We start from the raw sequence: 18565 nt of genomic DNA, 5'->3' as shown, positions 1-18565 counted from the left end.
TCCTCTCCCTCCGTAGGTCTTATTCTTTCACGCTTCCGACCGTCATCCCTTTGACAAAATACTTCTGCAAGGAACGGATACACGACCATGATCGGCAGTGCGCCCATGAAGATTTGGGCCGTTCGAAGCGTTTTTTCGCTCAAATTCTCCATCGCCTTGATCTGTTCGATCGAAATCGAGGTCATTTGGGAATTGATCGACATAATGAGGGTGGACAAATAGGTTTGCAGCGGGTATTTTTCCGGCGAATTCAAATACAGAATACCGTCAAACCAAGCATTCCAGTGCCCCACGATGGTGAACAGACCGATTGTCGCAATGGACGGCAGCGAAACCGGCAGGTAAATTCGCCATAATATTCTCCAGTGTCCCGCACCGTCAATCGTTGCCGCTTCTTCCAGCTCCTTCGGGATCGTCCTGAAGAAGTTCAGCATCAGAACCATGTTCCATACGTTAAGCGCTCCAGGCAGAATCAAAGCCCACACGGAGTCGATGAGTCCGGTATTCTTCACGACCATATACGTGGGAATCAATCCCCCGCCGAAAAACATCGTTATGGCAAAAAACCACACATACGGCGTACGGAACTTAAATTGATGATTCGATTTCGATAATGGATACGCCGTTATGAATACGAGAAGCATATTCACCGCCGTCCCCAACACGACTCGGGTAAGCGAGACGCGGAACGAACGGAAAAACTCTACCTTTTCGCCCAAGTACCGGTAAGCGTCCAGATTAAAGCCCACGGGCCAGAGTCTCACTTCTCCCGCCATTGCGGCCGTATTCGAGCTTAGCGAAATCGAGAGCAAATGAACGAACGGAATGATACCGAGCAAGGTGATGAGGGACAGCACCAGCGTATTCGTGATTACAAACAGCCTTCTGCTGATCGTTGGTTTATGCATCTTCCTACCTCCACTCCGGCCTAAAAGATCCGATAATTGTTATATTTGTAAGCCGCATAGTACGTCACGGCCACGAGCGCCAGAGAGATGACGGATTTAAAGAAACCGACGGCGGCGGCAGGACCGAACTGCTGGCTGAACATGCCCAGTCGATAAACGAAGGTATCAATGATATCCGCCCCTTCATATACCGTCGGGTTGTACATGATCAAGATCTGCTCGAAGCCTGCGTTAAGGATGCCGCCTAGGCTTAACACGCCAAGCAAAATGAGAATCGGCGCCATGCCCGGCAGCGTGATGTGAATCATCTGCTTCCATCTTCCGGCTCCGTCTACTTCTGCTGCCTCATACAGCGTCGCATGGATTCCGGTGATGGCTGCAAGCATGACGATCATGTTGTAACCCATCCCTTTCCATACATCCGATCCGATGACGATCCCGCGGAACCAGTTATTATCCAGCATGAACATGATCGGTTCCATATGGAGCGCGCCCAGAAGGCCGTTCACCGGACCATTCAAGGAGAACAATTCGATGATGACGCCGCCGAGCACGGTCCAGGACAGAAAGAACGGCAGGAAGATGGCGGATTGGATAAAGCGCGAAAACCATCTTCGCGTGACTTCGTTGAGGAGCAGTGCCAATATCAGGGGCACCAGTAAAAACAAAACCATTTTAAATACGGAAATCACGATGGTATTCCACAGAACCTGCTTGAAATCGGGCAGTTCGAAGACATAGCGGAAATTATCGAAACCGACGAAATCCGAGCGGAAGAATCCTGCCAGCGGCTCGAATTGCTGAAAGGCCATCACAAGGCCGGCCATGGGCCCGTATGCGTAAATCAACGTGACAATGACTCCCGGCAGCAGCATCAAATGCAGCAAATATTCTTTTTTCAGCGTTCTCACAGATGAAACCTCCCCGTCCATTTCAAACGGGAGGAGTCTGCCGGCTTCCTCAAGGGCTTCTCCTCCCGCTTTATCAATCCAAGATTATTTGGCGCCCTGCTGGCCGTACCAATCATTGACTTCCTGGGTGATCTGATCCCCGCCCAGCGATTTCCAGCTCTGAACGAATTTATCGAATTCGTCCAGCGAGGCCCCCATGACGATCTTGGTGAAGGTTTCCTGCATCAGCTTATCAAGCTGGGAGCCCTTCTCGACTTGAGTTGCCGTTGGCAGTCCGTAGAACTCGTTATTTACGTAAGCTTGATTCTCTTTGATTTGCCGCGTCATGCCCCAACCGCCGTCTTTCGCCGCCCGGCTGAAATATTGGCCCCAGTTTACGCCTTTCGAGGCATTCGCGGTATTGCCTGCAAGATAATCCTTTGCCGCCTTGAAGACGTCCGCCACATTTTTGTAGTTTTCGTCATCCAGCGTGATTTCCGTTTGGTTTGCGTCGAGAGCCTTGTTTACTTCCGTGTAGATCGTTTCGATTTGAGCCGGATTATAGATCCGTGGGTTGAACCAATTATAGACGTATCCTTTTTCCGCTTTATTCTGGTCCATGTATTTCTTGTTGCCCATCTCGATGTAGAAGTTGATCATTTTTATTGCGGCTTCCGGATTCTTCATTTTTTTGTTCACGACCACGAGTTTGTTGCTGCGGATTTTGGGAACCATGGACTTGCCCGGCCCGTCGAGTCCGGGAATCTGAAGGGCAATCCAGTCTGCCTTGGGATCCTTGTCAACATTCAGATTCAACGGCCAGTTCGGATACCACCATTCCCCGTAAGAAATGCCCACCTTGCCTGCCGTAATATCTTCAACGGACTTGTTCTCGTCCTTCAAGGCGAATTCTTTGTCCAGAATTCCCTCCTTGTACCAGGACTGCAGCTTGCCCAGCGCGGTCTTGACTTCCGGTTGTATGAGCCCGGGGATCAGCTTGCCGCTGTCGTCCTTGATCCAGGCCGATTGATTGTCCCCGATGGAAGGGTAAGCGCCAAATCCATTGAAGAAGCCCCTCAGGTCAAAGCCCCAAAAGAACAGATTCTTTTGCATGGCGATACCGTAGGTATCGTTTTTGCCGTTTTGATCGGGATCCTGCTGCACAAAGGCTCTAGCAACCTGCTCCAGCTCATCCATCGTTTTCGGCGGCTGCAGCTTCAGGTTATCGAGCCAGTCCTTGCGAATCCAGAGCAGCTGGGTGGACAGGAACGGATCCTCGAAACCGGGAATCGCGAGCAGCTTTCCGTCTGAGGTAAACGTCTTCATCGCAAAGCCGCCGTCGGATTCCATGTATTTTTTCAGTGCCGGCGAAGCGAAGTCGTTATAAGCTTGGGTGAGATCGGCAAGCATGTCCTGCTTCTTCAGCTTCTCGAAGTTCTTCTGATCCAGCTCCATAATGTCCGGCAGGTCGGCCGAAGCCATGGCTAATGAAAACTTTTGCTCGAACTGGCTGGAAGGCACCGTCCATTTGTACTGGACTTCAATGTTCAGCATGTCTTTGAGGTCTTTGCAATAAGCATTCTGTTCGGGCGTGATCCCTTGCGGCGTCCGCGGGTCCTCGGGCGGATTGTAGCCAAGCACTTGCGTGACCGTTACCGTTTCAGGATATTTGCCGAGAGGATCCGGCGGCGTTGTATTGGAGTTCGCCTCCTCGGCAGAGGTTTTGCTCGGTGTCCCCTCCGATTCGTTCCCCTGATTCGAGCATGCCGCCATTACCGAAAGCGTCATCGTGCTAATCAACATCATTTTCGCTAGTTTGGTCCATTTCATGATGGCTATATCCCCCTTGATCTGGCATATTCTTGATATCCGTGCTGCTTAGATATCATTATAGATTCCGCACGAAAGCGCTATCAATTTTAAGTTTTTTACATCCCTTTCACTTTTTTTACTTATTGGGTATTTCGGTATTCCTGCGGGGTTACGCCCATCTTTTTCTTGAAAAACGTCGTAAAATACGACGGGGATTCAAACCCGAGCCGCACGGCAATCTCTTGTAATTTCATGTTCGTATGCTGCATCAGATGAAGCGCCCCTTCCAGCTTTTTCGCCTGAATATACTCCAGCAGATTTTGACCCGTCAGCTGCTTGTAGTAGCGCGAAAGATAGGATGGGTTAAAATGCACTTCCTCCGCTATGGCGGTCAACGAGACGTCCCCGGATAAATGCTCCAATATGTACCTGTGAATCCGGTCGATCACATCGAATTTCATGTCATCCTGCCTCAGCTGGCTGTTTCCATGTATCATCGCTCCGTGTTCCTTGGCCTTTTCGATATCGGCAACGACCATCTCTTGTCCCAGCGCCGCCCTGCTGAGCAGCATGGTCCGCAAAGCATGAAGCTGCTCTCCCGCCGTGTTCCATTGGTGCAGAAGATTGCCCGATATCCCGAAAGAAACCTGAACGCCAAGCAGCTCTTCGCACTCATTTTGCACCTGCTCCAGGATGCCCTTCATATACGACATCATGCCCTGCCAATGAAGCACATCTTCCGGCTCAAACCTCCGATAACGGTCCAGAAGCTCCTCGCCCGGCTGCAGCAGCCATACCAGCAAGTCTTCATCCAGTAAGGCATGCTCGCAGGCAAACGAGCCGGGCAGGTCGTTGATAAACATCATCTGAACGGCTTGCACCGCATTCTTCGTCTTGGCCTCCGGGGCCATTCCGATCCTTCCAACGAGAAGGAATGCCGGCCGATCTGCGTCGATACCGAACCCCACCTCTTCATAACGGGGCTGCGACAACAGGGAACTCAGGGCTTCCCCTTTCAATGCCTTTTGTATGAGTTCGCGCTTGAGCAGAGGCTCGGCCATTTGAAAATGCATCTTTGCCTTTTCTGCCTGGATTCTGCGTCGGTTCTCTTCATCCAGCCTGGAGGAAGCCTCTTGGACAGCATGAAAGATCGGATCGATCCCTTCGGTTTTCAGGATGTAGTTATCCACGTTCTTGCGCAGGGCTTCATGCACATATTCAAACTCGCTGTAACCGGTCAGAAAAATGATCCGGCAGTGCGGCCAATAGTACGTAATTTCGTCAATCAGCTGTAGCCCGTTCTTATGGGGCATTCGTATATCGCTGACCAGGATGTCCAGCTTCACTCTCATGGCGATCTCCACCGCTTCCTTGGCGGAATAGGCTTTCCATACATCCAGGTCGAATTGCGTTTGCTCCTGAAAAAGCTGAACCAAGCCGTTCACGATGACGGGCTCGTCGTCCACGATCAACAGTCTGTACATCACGATGCCTCCTCTGATTCATGAATCATAATGATCAAATCCACCTTCAAACCGCCATGGACGCTTCGCGAGACGGATAATCCGCTGCCGGGCCCATACTTGAGCTGAAGCCGGTTGTTCACGTTGACCAATCCGGTTTGCTCCACATGCTTCGAATCCATGGCAAGCTTGCCGCGCAGACGCTGCAGCATCTCATTCGTAAGCAAATTCCCGTTGTCCTCCACCGTGATACGCAGTCTGCCCTCCCGATAATCAGCGCTGATGTACAGCATGCCTTCCTCCATGCCATCCTCGAATGCATGCTCGAACGCATTCTCCACGATAGGCTGAACAATAAGTCTCGGTACGGTGATCCCTTGCGGAATGTCCGCAAATTCCCTATGCTCATACGAAATCCGGTTCGAGAAGCGAATGCCCTGTATGTCGCAGTAATCCAGAGCATGCTTGTATTCCGTATAAAAATGCACCTCGTCGGAGCCGCTTCTCGTGATGTATTGATAATAGCTGCCGAGCTTTTGCGAGAGCTCCGCCGCACTATCCGAATCTCCGACCTTGCACATCATATACACATTGAAAAAGCTGTTATATAAAAAATGCGGATTAATCTGGGATTGCAGCTGCTTCAGCTGCGAGTGCTGCAGTGCTATTTTTTGCTCATAGTTTTCTTCGATCGACTGTTTAAGCTTCAAGGCCATCCTGTTGAAACCGTTAAACACGTAATGAAACTCATCCTTGGTTCTGGACTCGATCAGGATATTCAAATTATCGGTTTCGATCATATGAAAGGCTTTAACAAGCTTGGACAAAGGCCTGTGGATCATCAGATTGACCGAGAACGAATAGAGCACCATCACAATCACGGCAAGGATAAACAGCGTATAGAACCAGGTAATGAATTGGCTTATGGGGCGGGTGATTTCATTCTGATTCACGTACATGACCAAGGACAGATCCAGCGAGCCGACTTCATTCTGAATGATAAAATAGTCTACGCCTCCCAATTCCCCCGTCTCCGGCGCATTTCGATCCGTATCCGGCTTGTCCAGGACATGATTCAAGATCTCTGTTGACTCATCGGCCGCAGGCGCCGTCGTCAAGATGGTGCTGCCTTCCCTGCTCCCCAGAAGGACTTCGGATTCCGGATACAGCTTGGCGATTTCGCTTAAAGCCCCGAGCAGCTTGGGCCGGGAAATCTCGATGTATGACCAGACAGCCCCGTTGTTTTCGGTTTCGATCAGAAAGATCCGGTCGCCGCTCCTATAGAATGAAGGCTTGGGCATGACCGCCATCATGGACGATATCCGTTCCATTTCCTTGTTCGGGGTATTGGTCACTCCCGTCGTGGTCGAGATCGTTTTCCCTACATCCTTCACGTACACGCCGGCACTCACGACGTATTCGCTGGAAACCATCAAGGTTGCCAGCCGATCCCTTACCTGGTCGATGAGCTCCACCTCTTCGTAATCCTCAAGCATGCTGCCTCGGAAACTAAGCTTCTGCAGATCCTTGTCATTTAACAGCTGCAGCTGCAGATTCCGGATAAAATACATTTCTTTATCGAGCTGCTTGGAATAGAAGGAGGCCCCCGCGGCCGCGGAGTTCAAGATAGACTCCTTGGTGACGGACATCCCCTTATAATTCAACCAAATATTCATCGAGATGAGAGGAAGTAACAATACGATAAATACGATGACGATTTTTTGATAAACAAACCATTTCGATGCTTTGCCCGCAGCCTGAAGTTTCATTCTTTTCCCCCAATTCGTTATCACTCGATCCATTATCATCTAGTATAGGGGGGCCGGCTGACATTACAACGAATTATTTTTACATATTAGGTGCAAACATGACAGTCATGAGTTCCAGGCATAAAAAAAGCCCCGTAAGGGGCTTTTATGCTGGTTTATCATTCAGCACAGGGATCGGTGCTGTTATGTGGTCATTTCGCACTGATGATTTCATACTTCGGCTTCACATTGTTAAAATCCGGGTTGGTTCCGCTGACCATTAAGCCCATGCCCCAATCGAAGTGAACATCCGCGGTCGGCACATCCGAAGCATCGCGATATTGGAACAGGATGTTTCGGCGCGTACGCTCGCTCCGGTTCACGTCCGACCCATGGATGGTCAGGTAATTGAAGAACAATACATCGCCTGCCTTGGCCGGACATGGAGTCCCCGAAGATAAAGGATGCTCTTTATGGTTCAAATAGTAAGCGCCGACATGCGGCAATACGCCCTGCTTATGAGAGCCGGGAACGACGCAGAGGCAGCCGTTCTCCATATCGGCGTCGTCGAGATGAACGCTGGCAGCAAGCATCGTGTGATCCCGATGAGGGAAATACGGATAATCCTGATGCATGGGGAATGCGGCCCCGTTAGAAGGGGGCTTAACCAGCATTTTGGAGTGATGCAGCTGCACGTTCGGTCCGATGATCCCGTTCAGCACTTCGGTCATTCGAGGATGGATCGCGGCACGCATGAAAGCGGCATCATGATATTGCACGTCGTGAAATCCTTTCAGAACCAGCTTCTTAAGCTGTTCAGGCGGCAGGAAATCGCCCTGCCAGGCATGGTTTTGATCCGATTTGGCGCGTGCCGCCCTTTGGATGATCCCTTCAACAGCCGTTCGCATATCTTCGACTTCCTGTTGATTATAAACGCCTCGGACCAGCAGATACCCATTTTCTTTGTAAAATTGCACATCCTTCTCGTTAATCATCGCCATGCACCCTCTCGATATTTTATGGAATATCTAGTTTAATTATAGTGAGGGCAAGCGGGATCGTATTTGCACGGGAAAGACGACGTTTTGCAAAATTACGCCAGAAGGGAGCTGTTATTGCCTTGTACCATTGGAGCAAAAGCGAGGAACGGCTTAATCGTTATGCAGGCCGGTTAGACGGCGAGAGCCTCTCGTTCCTTGTCCATTACTGGGGGACCGTCCGGCATTTGACGGCCAATTCCTTGCATCGGCATTCTTTCGTTGAAATTTGTTATGTAAACGGCGGAACCGGCGTGTATCTCGAAGGCGACAGGACCTATCCCTTATATCCGGGGGTCGCTTTCTGTACACGTCCAGGTCAGCTGCATCAGATCAAGGACGTTCACGATCTGAATCTGTTGTTCGTGGCATATGACGCGAGGGAGAAACCTTCAGCCACGGATGTAACGGCGGCATACTTGGAGGCGCTTCGTCGATGTGACGTTTGGACCGAGTTTGCCAGCGAATCGCCGGCCATCCAATTATGGAAATCCATGCTGGTTCGTTCGGAAGCCGATGATTCGCTGCCTGCTTCGCTTCTGCCCAAACTTGCGCATGCGCTGCTCGAATCCTTCCCTGCCCTGTTCGGGGCTGCCCGCAACCTCGATGCGGCTCCGAGCTACTCAACCACGGTGCAGCTTGTCCAAAGGGCAAAACTGTACATTCGAGACAATCTGAGCGGACCGTTATCCTTGCCGGAAGTGGCGACATACCTCAACGTGTCGGAGCGGCAGTTGTCCCGCCTGCTTGCGGGCAGCATCCATGAATCCTTTTCGTCCATGGTTCGCACCGAACGGATCCGGGCAGCCGAGCTTCTGCTGCAGCAAACCCATGATCCCATCAAGCTGATTGCGGAACGAACCGGATTCTCTTCCGTTCATTACTTCACAAGGCTGTTCACCCAATTCAAAGGCATCTCTCCTGCGGCTTATCGTGCCAAATGGTTCTTAGGGGCGGATCATTGATCCTAACCTGGATATTCGTCACTGTCGCACCTCAAGTATATTCCAAGCAAACGACGGCCTTGCCCAGCTCCCTCGAATAGAACAAATACAGCGCGTCTGCACCGTACGCCTGAAAATAATATCCCGTCAACCGGCCAACATAGGTAAAAGTCTCTCCTTCCGGCGTACGCGGCACATGCAGCAAATTGGTCTGCTCGAAGCGCAGCCAGTCCTCAAGTGATTCCCCCTCTTCCTGCAGATCCCGCTGTGCCTCTTCCGACATAAAGCCAATGTCATCCAGCAGTCCATGGATCTCCGGGAAGCTTAATCCCCAGCCCTTCTCCTGCTTTTCCTGATAATCTTGAATCAGCGCGTCCGCCGATTCGGCAGCACGACCAAAAGACGAGTAAGGGAAGATATGCCCCTTCTCTTCATAGAACCGCTTGCGGGCCATAAAGTCCCGCTCATTGTCGGCGTACGCTTCTATAAGCGTCTCATGCTCCGGTTCCTGCTCAAGCAAAAAGTAGTTCCAGTCCGCTTCGAAGCGGTATTTTCCGTTCACTACATCAAATCCGAGCATATCCTCTTTGGTATACGGCCGGTGTTCGGACACGGTTTCTTCGCCGACGCTGCCATCGTAGATTTCTTTGACGGACACAAAGTGCAGCCACTGATCCTCGCCCGGAAACAGGCACTGCAGATTCAAGGAAAGAATCGGAAGAAAATGCTTCCGGTACCGCTCCACGTCGCCTTCGAATACATCCTCGTATGCCGGAAAAGGACGAATATGGGATTTCGATATATTCATAACTTGCTCACTCCTTCAAGTTAGGGGAATTTGCGTAATTGACGTATCGCTTCATTCTCTGTTCAAATACCGTGTGATACCGGAAGGTCCGTGGATATCGATCTTCACGAAGCTTCTCGGACAATACCGACTGACCTTCCTGATAACGGACCGCAAATTCACATTCATCATAGAACTTGCGGGAAAGCCGGCGAAGCTCGTGATCTTCGCCCTGGCTTCGCCATCCCATCTGGATCATATCCAGCTGGTCCAACGGATCGCGATACGTGTCCAGCACGATGCAAGAAGTCGGGCCCTCCATCTCCTGGAATACCAGAACATGGCCAGAGTTCACCGGACTATCGAAATAACGTTCATAGATTTCCTCTACGGGAACCGCGATGCCAAGCCGATCCATCACAGCTTGAAAGTTGGGATGTACCCTATACTCGTCAGACAGCTCATCCGGATACCATACGAGCTCGGAGATCGAAGCCGTTATATTGAATTCATATTGCATCTCTTGCCGCCTCCTTGCTTGCTGCAGTATCAACGTCCTATCCGTATTCGTGATAACACCTTCCGTTCGTTTAAAATGGATTCTCTCCATACGGGATATTCTACCATATATCGAATCAGAGATAGAATTCCCCGCGCTTAACCGCGATGACTCGGCGTGTTATAATTCGGTTAATATGCTGGAAGGGATGAAATGAATGCTGGAACTGGAAGCGGCTTTAACTAGATTCATAGAACAACAAGACTTGTATAATCGGGATTTCGGGCTCTTCACCGATCATGAAATACGGCAACGGTCCGAGGTACAGCTGCCGCCCGTGGATGACCGTATCACGCTGTCCCCTGAGCTGGCTTACCTATATAGCCATTACGAGATGATCGACGCTATGGCGGAAGGAACCCATAAAATGAAAAACGCAGCGGTTGAAATCGGCGAATCGGCTGTCATCTACTTTGTTTCTCCCGAGCATCTGGTCTGGCAGCAAATGGGCTATCGCTGGATTAGCGATAAGGGGGAAACCGTAGAATCGAGCAATTGGCCATCTCATCACGTTGTCATTGCCAATGTGAACGATGATCCGCTCATTGTAGATGTCCAAGCCAGTGCTTCACCCGTATATGCCGCTTTCGAAGGTGGCGAGCCTAAGCTGATCGCGAATTCGCTTGCGGATTGCTTTCACGCGCTGTCCGTCCTCATTGAAGGCGCTCTGCTTTTTCAAGGTGAAACCTGCGACGAAGAAACTTATGAGACGAAGCCGGATTTTCTCGCCCATGTGATGCCGTCACTGTCGGATCTTTTGGGAAGCGAGCAAATGGATGCCCTGCTGGAATATTTATCGATTCGATAAACGAAGAAGTACAAATCTGACATTCTATAATAATCGAAAACAATAGACAAGGAGAATCACATGCCGGGAACGATCACATTAATCCGTTATAACGGAACCGAAAAACACGCCCTAGCAGAATCCAACGCTTTCGCCACGCGAACCGAAGTCAACGGAAAGCCGCAAATCATGCTGTGGTTTGAAACGGAAACGGAGACCGAACCGCTTCAGGATTTCCCGGATTCGGATGAGCTGCTGAGCAATCCGGACGCGGAACTTACGATTTTCCTGGATACGCTAAAACTGAATGAGTTTGCACCGCTGGAATTTACGCTTGCCCGGGGCTATAACGAGAACTCCAGAAGCCTGGATGCAAGACTCTATTATTTTGAACACCAAGAGGTAAATGATAACCGGGGACGCATTGAGTATAGGGGAAATGGCGTATTTATCGTATATTGGACTGGAACGACGATGGACGTCAATTATTATGATGGCAGTAAGCCGGATACCCGACTGGAATTGGAAGGCGAGTTTACGATGGAGAAATACAAGGAATGGTTATAGAGAAGAATACATAATCTGCAGCAAGACCCTTCAACCTCGTAGAGCCAACCTTCGTAGTCATGGCTCTACGGGGTTACATCCGTATCCACATAGCATAGGTTTATTGAGCCTTAAACGCCAAACTGTTTCAAGTGATGGTCCAGATGCTTGTATAATCCCCTCCCCCATTGCTCCGGGGTCAGTTTACCGAAGAATGGATGAGGATGCGTTGTACATTTCTCAGGACCGTTCTTTTGGAATGCCATCAATTTTTCTTTCAATTGTTCTCTTTCCGTTTCAAATTCTCTTGGATCCGCAATCAAAATATCCGGAATCGTCGACATGTTGCGAGGTAACGGTTTTTCATTATAAAACAGGGGCTTCGCGAAATTCCCTACCAACCTACCTAACCAGCCTCTTGGCGGGTTTGTGATGCCCATGGCGATGTCTTGGAACGCGGAGCAGTGAGACAGCATTTGGGCAGCATCCATTTTTCCCCATAACGGTTGTGATTGAGGGCTTAATGCGTCGATTCGGTTTAATATTTGGGTCATATCGAAATGATGGAACATATTATTCATGTTTGTCTCTCCCCATATTGAAATCCATGTTGAAACACCTGATTATATGATAGCTGACCCATCTACGGGACATTTCTTTTGGATTGCTTTCTTGTGAACTCAGACTCCCCTACAACCATCTCATAAAAAAACCTTTGGTAATTTTCACATGACTTGCTTGTGCCCATAGTTCAAGCTGCTCGATCCCTTCAGTCTGATCCTCCACGAACTGAAAACATAGCTTCAAAGGCACGATTCTACGCCCTTTCGGCTTGATTCCGATCACCGGTTTTCTGTCCTGGTTGATCAGTAAACATGCCACGGAATCTGCGTTCATTTCTTTTCCGTTTATCATGATTCCTTCTTGATGCATTTTCATCACGCCTGGTTTCATCAGGCAGGTTCTGTAGAAGGAGATGATGAATACGATGGAACAAAAAACTAACCACGCAATGCAGGCATAATAAAAGAAGTCCCTTTCTCCCTGTTCCAACATGATATTTCCAAGAAGAATAACGATTAAGAGCAGCATGGAAACCATTAATTTCATGCCAGACGGGGCTGAAACGCTAAACATCCTGTTATTGTTCATGTGATCTCCTATCATCGAATAAGGTTGATTCTGTATTCACCTTAAAGTATATGCTCATTATACCTGCACTCACAAAATGTGGTAACCTGATTTGCAATAACCCAATAAAAAAAGCCCCGATTTTAGCGGCAGCTCATATCAGTGCTATGTATCCACATCATTTTATTATAAAGCATCTAGAAACTACATGATCAACACCTCATATTCTAAAAAATAATAAAAAACTTACTTACCGTTCTAATCTCCTGCAGCCAAATGATTCGCTTCCATCGGTTTGCTCAGCCAATGCTCGTCGGTTTGAACATGATTCTTGCGGACGTACTTGGCAGCGCTATGCTTAAAATCGTCATATGCAAATGCGGAAGCCAGCCTGACCACATAACCTTCCTGTTCACCGCCGCAGCAAGATCGCTTCGTATAACAAGCCTTGGCAGCATCCTCGTCCCAGATGCCCCGGTACAAGACAGGAACCGTAACCAGCCCCAGACGATCCGCCCATTCCTCCGTATCATCCCATGACAGGCACACATTCAACTGATTCCACACGGAGAACAGCATGAAGTAGGACGGCAGCGCCGAATACGAAAGCGAATGTTTGGCATAGACGTTTTCCCCGCAGAGACGATATCCCTCCGGAATCAAATACTTGATTCCCCCATGCAGCGTCTTGACATAATGACGGGAAGGATGATCCTTGCTGTCCAGGGATCTGGCGTGGATGAAATCGGGGTACATGGTCGTGTTCTCCCCATCCATTTTCTCGGTAATGACGACCTCGTGCCCCGTAAAATGGTTGGTATTCCGCAAAATCTTGTCGTCGTCGGTATAACCTCTGGACCAGGGTAGATGCATCGTTCTTGGATATTTCATTTTCATCGTTGTTCACCTCTCTTACTTGCCGAACGTATCGGCCTCTGCGAAGAAATACAGCTGAGCCAGCAAATCCTCGCCTAACAAATGATAAATCTTGGATGCGCCGGCATCGCCTCCGTGCAATATTTCCATATGGAAGCTGACAAGTTGGACGACATGAAGCACAAATTCATCCTCATACCCAAGGTCTTTCAAGGCATGACATGCCATGATGGCCGATACATGCTCATGCCCATAATAGGAATAGTATCCTCGAGCCTGCTTCCATACTTTGCAAAACGGCTTGCCCGCGTCATGGAACAGAGCCGCTAATTGCATAGCCAGCAGATGATCGCCTTCGCCTTCATAGCAATTTTGGATGTATTCCAGCACGGCAAACGTATGCTCCGATAACGTTCTCGAATGGAACGGATTCTCTTGATCAAATCCCAGCATCGTTTGAAAATAGGGGGATTGCGATAAGTAACCGAACAACTCATCGTGATCCGGCCTGCGCGTTAGCAGCTGTTCCAAATCCTCTCTTGCCAGCTGAGTTTCACCCGCCTCATGAACGAGATGCAGATCGACAAACCCTTCCCCCATGACCGGGAATTCAAGATTCTTGGCATACTTGGTCATGATCTTCTCATCAAGCCGGCGTTTTCGTCTCTTGACCCTATCCAGGGCCACTTCATAAGGAGTCGTGCAGATATGGCACTCCACCCGTCGATCGCCAAACCGTTTCAGAAATTTCTGTCTTCGTTCCCGGCTGACGTTCGTTGCGTCGAATACGACGTTTCGATCCGACTTCAGCGCCTGTTCGATTTCGGCGAAAGCCTCGTCAAATACCATATACGTATTTTTCTGTTTGGATTCGCTGCCAAACAATTTTTCGCGTATCGCGTCCGTCGCAACCAGCACGGCCCGCTCGCTTTTGCACAATTGTTTGGCATAATAGCTTTTTCCGCTGCCGGGTATCCCGACCAGCATATGAATCGTACTCATGAAATTCACCTCCTTTCGCGACTAGCTTAGCATGGTGTCAGTGTCATGGTTTACCTGTTCGGAGGGGCTGAGCGTTATATTCTTTCGAATCATTCTCTTTGATGGACATCGCCAATCGAATTTCTTCCCTCCAAATAATGTACCACGCTTGCACTTTGCTTGAGTAAGCAAAGAATATGTATATTCAACTTTTACATACCGAACAAAAAAGCCGATTGCCCGCAGAAAAAGCATCCGCAGACAATCGGCCTTTATGTCGTATCTACTTGCCCGATCTCGCTTTCGGAGCAGGAGCGGTCGTGTCCCGCTCCACCAGCTTGACGGGAATCAGCGCCCTGCCCGGTGTCGGTTTCCCTCTCTCCAGCCAGTTTACGACATGCTCGGCCGCTTGGCGGCCGATCTCGTAAAAGTTCTGCTCGACGGTAGTGAGAGGGATCATCACATGCTCCGTGACCGGATTATTATCAAAGCCAATGATCGAGATATCGTCCGGAATGCGGATCCCCCTCTCCAAACAGAGGTTCAGCAGGTTGGCGGCGATCAGATCATTTTCCGTCTGAACGGCCGTCACCCCCTCCGTCTTGTACGAGTCCAGCAGCTCGTTATAAAATTGCTCCACGCCGACCTTCTCCCGGTAACCCTTCATGTTCAGCCTGATATAACGGCTGTCGAGGGGAAGCCCGTGGTCCTTCAGCGCTTGGCAGTATCCGAAATACCGGTCGCGCACCGACGAAGTGGATTCAATGCTGACCGCGGTCAAAAACGCAATTTTTCTGTGTCCGAGCTCAATCAATCGGGATACGGCTTGATAAGAGCCGCTCCAATTATCCGAAACCACCGCCCCGAGCGGGAGGCTGTCAAAGTATTTATCGATGGTCACGATCGGATAATCTTCAAGGCACAGCCGATGCAGGATATCGTAGTTCGTATGATCGTTCCGAGGGTACAATATAATGGCCGCAATGCCCTTTCGGGTCAGCATCTCCAGCAGATCGCGCTCCTTCTGGGAGTCATAATCGCTCTGATGAATGCTTAAATAGTAGCCGTTCGCGTTCAGCCAGTCCGAAGCGCCGCGAATATACCCCATCGTGCCGCGATCGTCTTCGGAAGGCAGGATCAGGGATATCATTTTTTCCGTTCCAACCGATCGCTGCTCCTGACCCCGCTGCCGGGGTTTGACAAAGCTTCCGCTTCCTTTGACGCGGTAGATGAACCCGTCCCGCTCCAGCTCCTCGAGCGCTCTTCTTGTGGTAATGCGGCTCACGCCGAAGGCCGTACTCAGCTCGGCCTCGGTAGGAAGCTGGGCCTCGGAAGGGTACAGGCCGGATGAAATTTTCGATTTTAGCTCGTCCATCATCACGCGGTACAGCGGTTTATTGTCTTTGGTCAACTTGGTTCTCATCCCATCTTTATCTATTTTCCGGTTTGATCTGGTCCAACTAAAATTATAGCGTTTGCATCATTGGCATGTAAACCGCCCCGATCGATCAGCCTGCATCCCGTCATGGTTACTTCACATTCGTATAGCGTTCATACTGCGCCCTCTTGATTTCCAGGTAACGCTGGGCCCCCATTTTGTCCAAGGTCTTAACGTAGTTATCCCAATCCGTGTCCAGACTCGCTTTACCCGTAACAAATTTGACCCGCATCTCCTCCATATATTTATTGATGTCGGTCAGAATCGCGCTGGTTTGGTTGGCTTCGTCATCCGTGGGAACAAAATCCGGCCAAAGCTCTTTGGGCGCCAGCTCATCCAGCTCGGCAGGATCCGCTTTGATCTCGTCAGCGACCGTCGTCCCGCGAGCCGCCATCCGCAAATCGTCGTCAGGCTCAACATAAGGATAATAAGCGCCATACACATTATCAACATATTGGAAGGCACCCAGCTGCACGCCACCCTTGTAGTTCAATATGTCGTCCTTGTATTTCGGTTTGCCGTCCACCAGTTCGTAGGTTTCTCCTTCCAATCCAAAGGTAGCGAAGTTAATCCCTTCTTCACCGTAGAAATAATCGATCCACTTGATGGTTTCGACCGGATACTTGTTTTTGTTGGTAATCACGAAACCGAAGATCCCTTTGGCCGGCGGTCCCAGCACCCCCGCGACTCTATCGCCGTTCGGACCTTCCAGGGCATGGATGCCCACATAATTTTCGGCCGCTTCCTTTCCGATATATCCCGGCCCTTCCCATACAAACGAGCCGATCAAATTGTTGGAGCCGTCCGTAGACCATTTGGCATAATCGTAGCCGGTCGTGAAATTCTGCTGAGCCAACGAGCCGTCCTTGTACAGATCGCTCATATAACGCAAGAGCTCCCTGTATTTCGGATCGTTGAACGTCGTCTTGACTTGTCCGTCAGCGTCCTTATAGAGATACTGCCCGAAAGCCTTGGCGCCGCCTTCGCCCATGCCGAAGCTGCCGGCCAGAAAGCTCTCCAGGAAGGTCCAGTACTGCGATTCAAGCACCCAGCCGAGGCGGGAGCTGTCCTTCTCCCGAACCTTCATGAGCGCTTGGCGGAACTCCTCGGTCGTCTTGGGCACTTCAAGCCCCGCTTCATCCAGCCAATCCTTATTGATATACAGGCGAACGGAATTGAACGCTTTCGAAAAATCAACGTATGGAAGAGCGTATATATGTCCGTCCGACATCGTAATCGCTCCTCTGATATCCGGGTTGTCCTTGAGCAGCTTATTTAAATTCGGCGCATGCTGTTCAATCAAGTCCTCGAGCGGAACAAACAAGCCCTGCTTGCCGTATTTCATCAGCTCGTCGGTGCCGAAGGCAATACGGTAGAACGCATCCGGCAGGTCGTTGGAGCCGAGCATGACATTTTTCCTCTCGGTTACGGCGGAACCGGCCAGCTCCTCAAACTCAACCTCGATCCCGGACATCTCCTCGTATTTTTGCCACATCCATAATTGATCGGCTGGTGGATGCACATCGGTATATCCGCGTTTGACGATCCTTAGCTTGATGTTCCCGGGGTCTCCGTCCGTTCGGGCTGGTTCCGGCTCCGCCTTTCCCCTGATCCGCCGCAGGCGGAAAGCGTCAACGAGCATGTCAACATGAAAGCAAGCAGAAGATTCATTCCTTTTCTCATAAATCCATATCCCCTCTTTTCATGATTATGAATTCCGAACGGTAATTGACCGCTCCTATATCGGCTTACCCTTTGATAGCTCCCACCATGATGCCTTTCTCAAAGAATCGCGACAGCAGCGGATACAATAGCAAAAGCGGCAGGGCGGATAATACGACGATCGCATATTTCAGGCCTTCCTTAACCATCATCTGATCCGCGTATTCGGCGCCGACCGAAATTCCGGCCATTTCCTTAAAGTCGTTCTGTACCAGGATTTCTCTTAATATCAGCTGCAGCGGGAATTTCTCCCGGTCCGTCAAATAAATCATGGCGTCAAAATACGAGTTCCAGTGGCCCACTCCATAGAACAGAATCATCACGGCAATGATCGGCATGGACAAAGGCAGCACGATTCGGAACAGCATATGGTAATCGTTGCAGCCGTCGACGTATGCGCTCTCTTCCAGCTCTACCGGAATCCGGGTCTGAAAATAGGTTCTCATAATAATCATGTTGTAGGCGCTGATCGCACCGGGCAGCACCAATGCCCACATCGTATTCAGTAATCCAAGCTCCTTGTTCACCAAGTACAGCGGAATCAGCCCGCCGCTGAAGAACATCGTAAAAGCAAACAGCAGCGTGAATAGTCCCTTGCCATAAAAGCGCTTTCTGGATAACGGGTACGCACCGAATACCGTCATCATGATATTGATCGCGGTACCCACGAGAGCATAAAGCAGCGTATTGGCATACCCGCTCCATATTTCGCTGTTCTCGAATACTTTGGCATAGCTGTCCAGGTTGAAGCCTGCCGGAAAGAGCAGCAGCGGCTTGTCCCATATTTGGCGCGGATCGGAGAATGACGCAAACAAAACAAAAATGAGCGGGTACAAAATGACGATGGTCACGAGAATCGCCAGCACTAATATTATGATATCGGCCAGTTTTTCTCCTGGCGTTCGCTTAATGTTCAGCAGCACTTCTTAGGTTCCC

The 18565-nt window shown here is 50.0% G+C and carries 17 protein-coding genes and 1 pseudogene; 3 read left to right on the top strand and 15 right to left on the bottom strand.

Annotation, left to right across the window (positions count from 1 at the left end):
- Positions 1 to 19: 19 nt before the first annotated feature.
- The 6 genes and pseudogenes from P0X86_RS14605 to P0X86_RS14580 form a co-directional block, all read right to left on the bottom strand.
- Positions 20 to 908, bottom strand: a pseudogene (locus P0X86_RS14605) (carbohydrate ABC transporter permease).
- A gap of 20 nt (positions 909 to 928) precedes the next feature.
- The gene (locus P0X86_RS14600; RefSeq protein WP_009595306.1) at positions 929 to 1819 is read right to left on the bottom strand and encodes an ABC transporter permease; all 891 of its coding nucleotides are present in this window, start codon (positions 1817 to 1819) and stop codon (positions 929 to 931) included.
- 84 nt (positions 1820 to 1903) lie between these two features.
- Positions 1904 to 3628 carry an extracellular solute-binding protein gene (locus P0X86_RS14595; protein WP_277748798.1) on the bottom strand — a complete coding sequence of 575 codons (1725 nt, stop codon included), beginning with the start codon at positions 3626 to 3628 and terminating at the stop codon, positions 1904 to 1906.
- Between the two features lie 122 nt (positions 3629 to 3750).
- Complete coding sequence (locus P0X86_RS14590; RefSeq protein ID WP_277748797.1) at positions 3751 to 5094, bottom strand: response regulator; 1344 nt, start codon at positions 5092 to 5094, stop codon at positions 3751 to 3753.
- A complete protein-coding gene (locus tag P0X86_RS14585) occupies positions 5094 to 6842 on the bottom strand; it encodes a histidine kinase (protein ID WP_277748796.1) in 1749 nt (582 codons plus the stop codon). Before P0X86_RS14585 ends, P0X86_RS14590 begins: the two co-directional genes overlap by 1 nt.
- Positions 6843 to 7033: 191 nt before the next feature.
- Positions 7034 to 7816 (bottom strand): phytanoyl-CoA dioxygenase family protein, encoded by a 783-nt coding sequence (locus tag P0X86_RS14580; protein ID WP_096775607.1) that lies wholly within the window; start codon positions 7814 to 7816, stop codon positions 7034 to 7036.
- 125 nt (positions 7817 to 7941) lie between these two features.
- Between P0X86_RS14580 and P0X86_RS14575 the strand changes: the two genes are divergently transcribed.
- Positions 7942 to 8823, top strand: coding sequence for an AraC family transcriptional regulator (locus tag P0X86_RS14575; RefSeq protein ID WP_277748795.1), 882 nt, complete (start codon positions 7942 to 7944; stop codon positions 8821 to 8823).
- Positions 8824 to 8854: 31 nt separating this feature from the next.
- On the opposite strand, the gene P0X86_RS14570 is transcribed toward P0X86_RS14575, so the two are convergent.
- Together P0X86_RS14570 and P0X86_RS14565 are read right to left on the bottom strand one after the other, a co-directional pair.
- Positions 8855 to 9610, bottom strand: a complete 756-nt coding sequence (locus tag P0X86_RS14570; protein WP_277748794.1) for a siderophore biosynthesis protein — start codon at positions 9608 to 9610, stop codon at positions 8855 to 8857.
- A 7-nt stretch (positions 9611 to 9617) separates the two neighbouring features.
- Positions 9618 to 10109: a hypothetical protein gene (locus P0X86_RS14565; RefSeq protein WP_277748793.1), complete on the bottom strand. Its 492-nt coding sequence runs from the start codon at positions 10107 to 10109 to the stop codon at positions 9618 to 9620.
- Positions 10110 to 10305: 196 nt separating this feature from the next.
- On the opposite strand from P0X86_RS14565, the gene P0X86_RS14560 reads away from it, so the two are divergent.
- Positions 10306 to 10956 (top strand): hypothetical protein, encoded by a 651-nt coding sequence (locus tag P0X86_RS14560; protein ID WP_277748792.1) that lies wholly within the window; start codon positions 10306 to 10308, stop codon positions 10954 to 10956.
- Between the two features lie 60 nt (positions 10957 to 11016).
- Positions 11017 to 11502, top strand: coding sequence for a hypothetical protein (locus P0X86_RS14555; protein ID WP_277748791.1), 486 nt, complete (start codon positions 11017 to 11019; stop codon positions 11500 to 11502).
- 110 nt (positions 11503 to 11612) lie between these two features.
- Here the strand turns inward: P0X86_RS14555 and P0X86_RS14550 are convergent, their stop codons facing one another.
- The 7 genes from P0X86_RS14550 to P0X86_RS14520 all read right to left on the bottom strand — a co-directional run bounded on the left by P0X86_RS14550 (position 11613) and on the right by P0X86_RS14520 (position 18552).
- Positions 11613 to 12062 carry a DUF1569 domain-containing protein gene (locus P0X86_RS14550; RefSeq protein ID WP_192572115.1) on the bottom strand — a complete coding sequence of 150 codons (450 nt, stop codon included), beginning with the start codon at positions 12060 to 12062 and terminating at the stop codon, positions 11613 to 11615.
- Positions 12063 to 12171: 109 nt separating this feature from the next.
- On the bottom strand, positions 12172 to 12633 hold the full coding sequence (locus P0X86_RS14545) for a hypothetical protein (protein ID WP_277748790.1): 462 nt from the start codon (positions 12631 to 12633) through the stop codon (positions 12172 to 12174).
- A 237-nt stretch (positions 12634 to 12870) separates the two neighbouring features.
- Positions 12871 to 13509 (bottom strand): RNA ligase family protein, encoded by a 639-nt coding sequence (locus tag P0X86_RS14540; protein WP_277748789.1) that lies wholly within the window; start codon positions 13507 to 13509, stop codon positions 12871 to 12873.
- A 15-nt stretch (positions 13510 to 13524) separates the two neighbouring features.
- Positions 13525 to 14490: an AAA family ATPase gene (locus P0X86_RS14535; RefSeq protein WP_277748788.1), complete on the bottom strand. Its 966-nt coding sequence runs from the start codon at positions 14488 to 14490 to the stop codon at positions 13525 to 13527.
- A 262-nt stretch (positions 14491 to 14752) separates the two neighbouring features.
- Entirely contained in the window at positions 14753 to 15880 is a 1128-nt protein-coding gene (locus P0X86_RS14530) for a GntR family transcriptional regulator (protein WP_009590558.1), read from the bottom strand.
- Positions 15881 to 15998: 118 nt separating this feature from the next.
- Entirely contained in the window at positions 15999 to 17429 is a 1431-nt protein-coding gene (locus P0X86_RS14525) for an ABC transporter substrate-binding protein (protein WP_277748787.1), read from the bottom strand.
- Between the two features lie 226 nt (positions 17430 to 17655).
- Entirely contained in the window at positions 17656 to 18552 is an 897-nt protein-coding gene (locus P0X86_RS14520; RefSeq protein ID WP_096775595.1) for a carbohydrate ABC transporter permease, read from the bottom strand.
- Positions 18553 to 18565 lie beyond the last annotated feature (13 nt).

This window comes from Paenibacillus sp. BR1-192 (assembly GCF_029542445.1).
Taxonomy (GTDB): Bacteria; Bacillota; Bacilli; order Paenibacillales; family Paenibacillaceae; genus Paenibacillus_AQ; species Paenibacillus_AQ lautus_A.
This window is presented reverse-complemented; position numbering and strand designations above follow the sequence as displayed.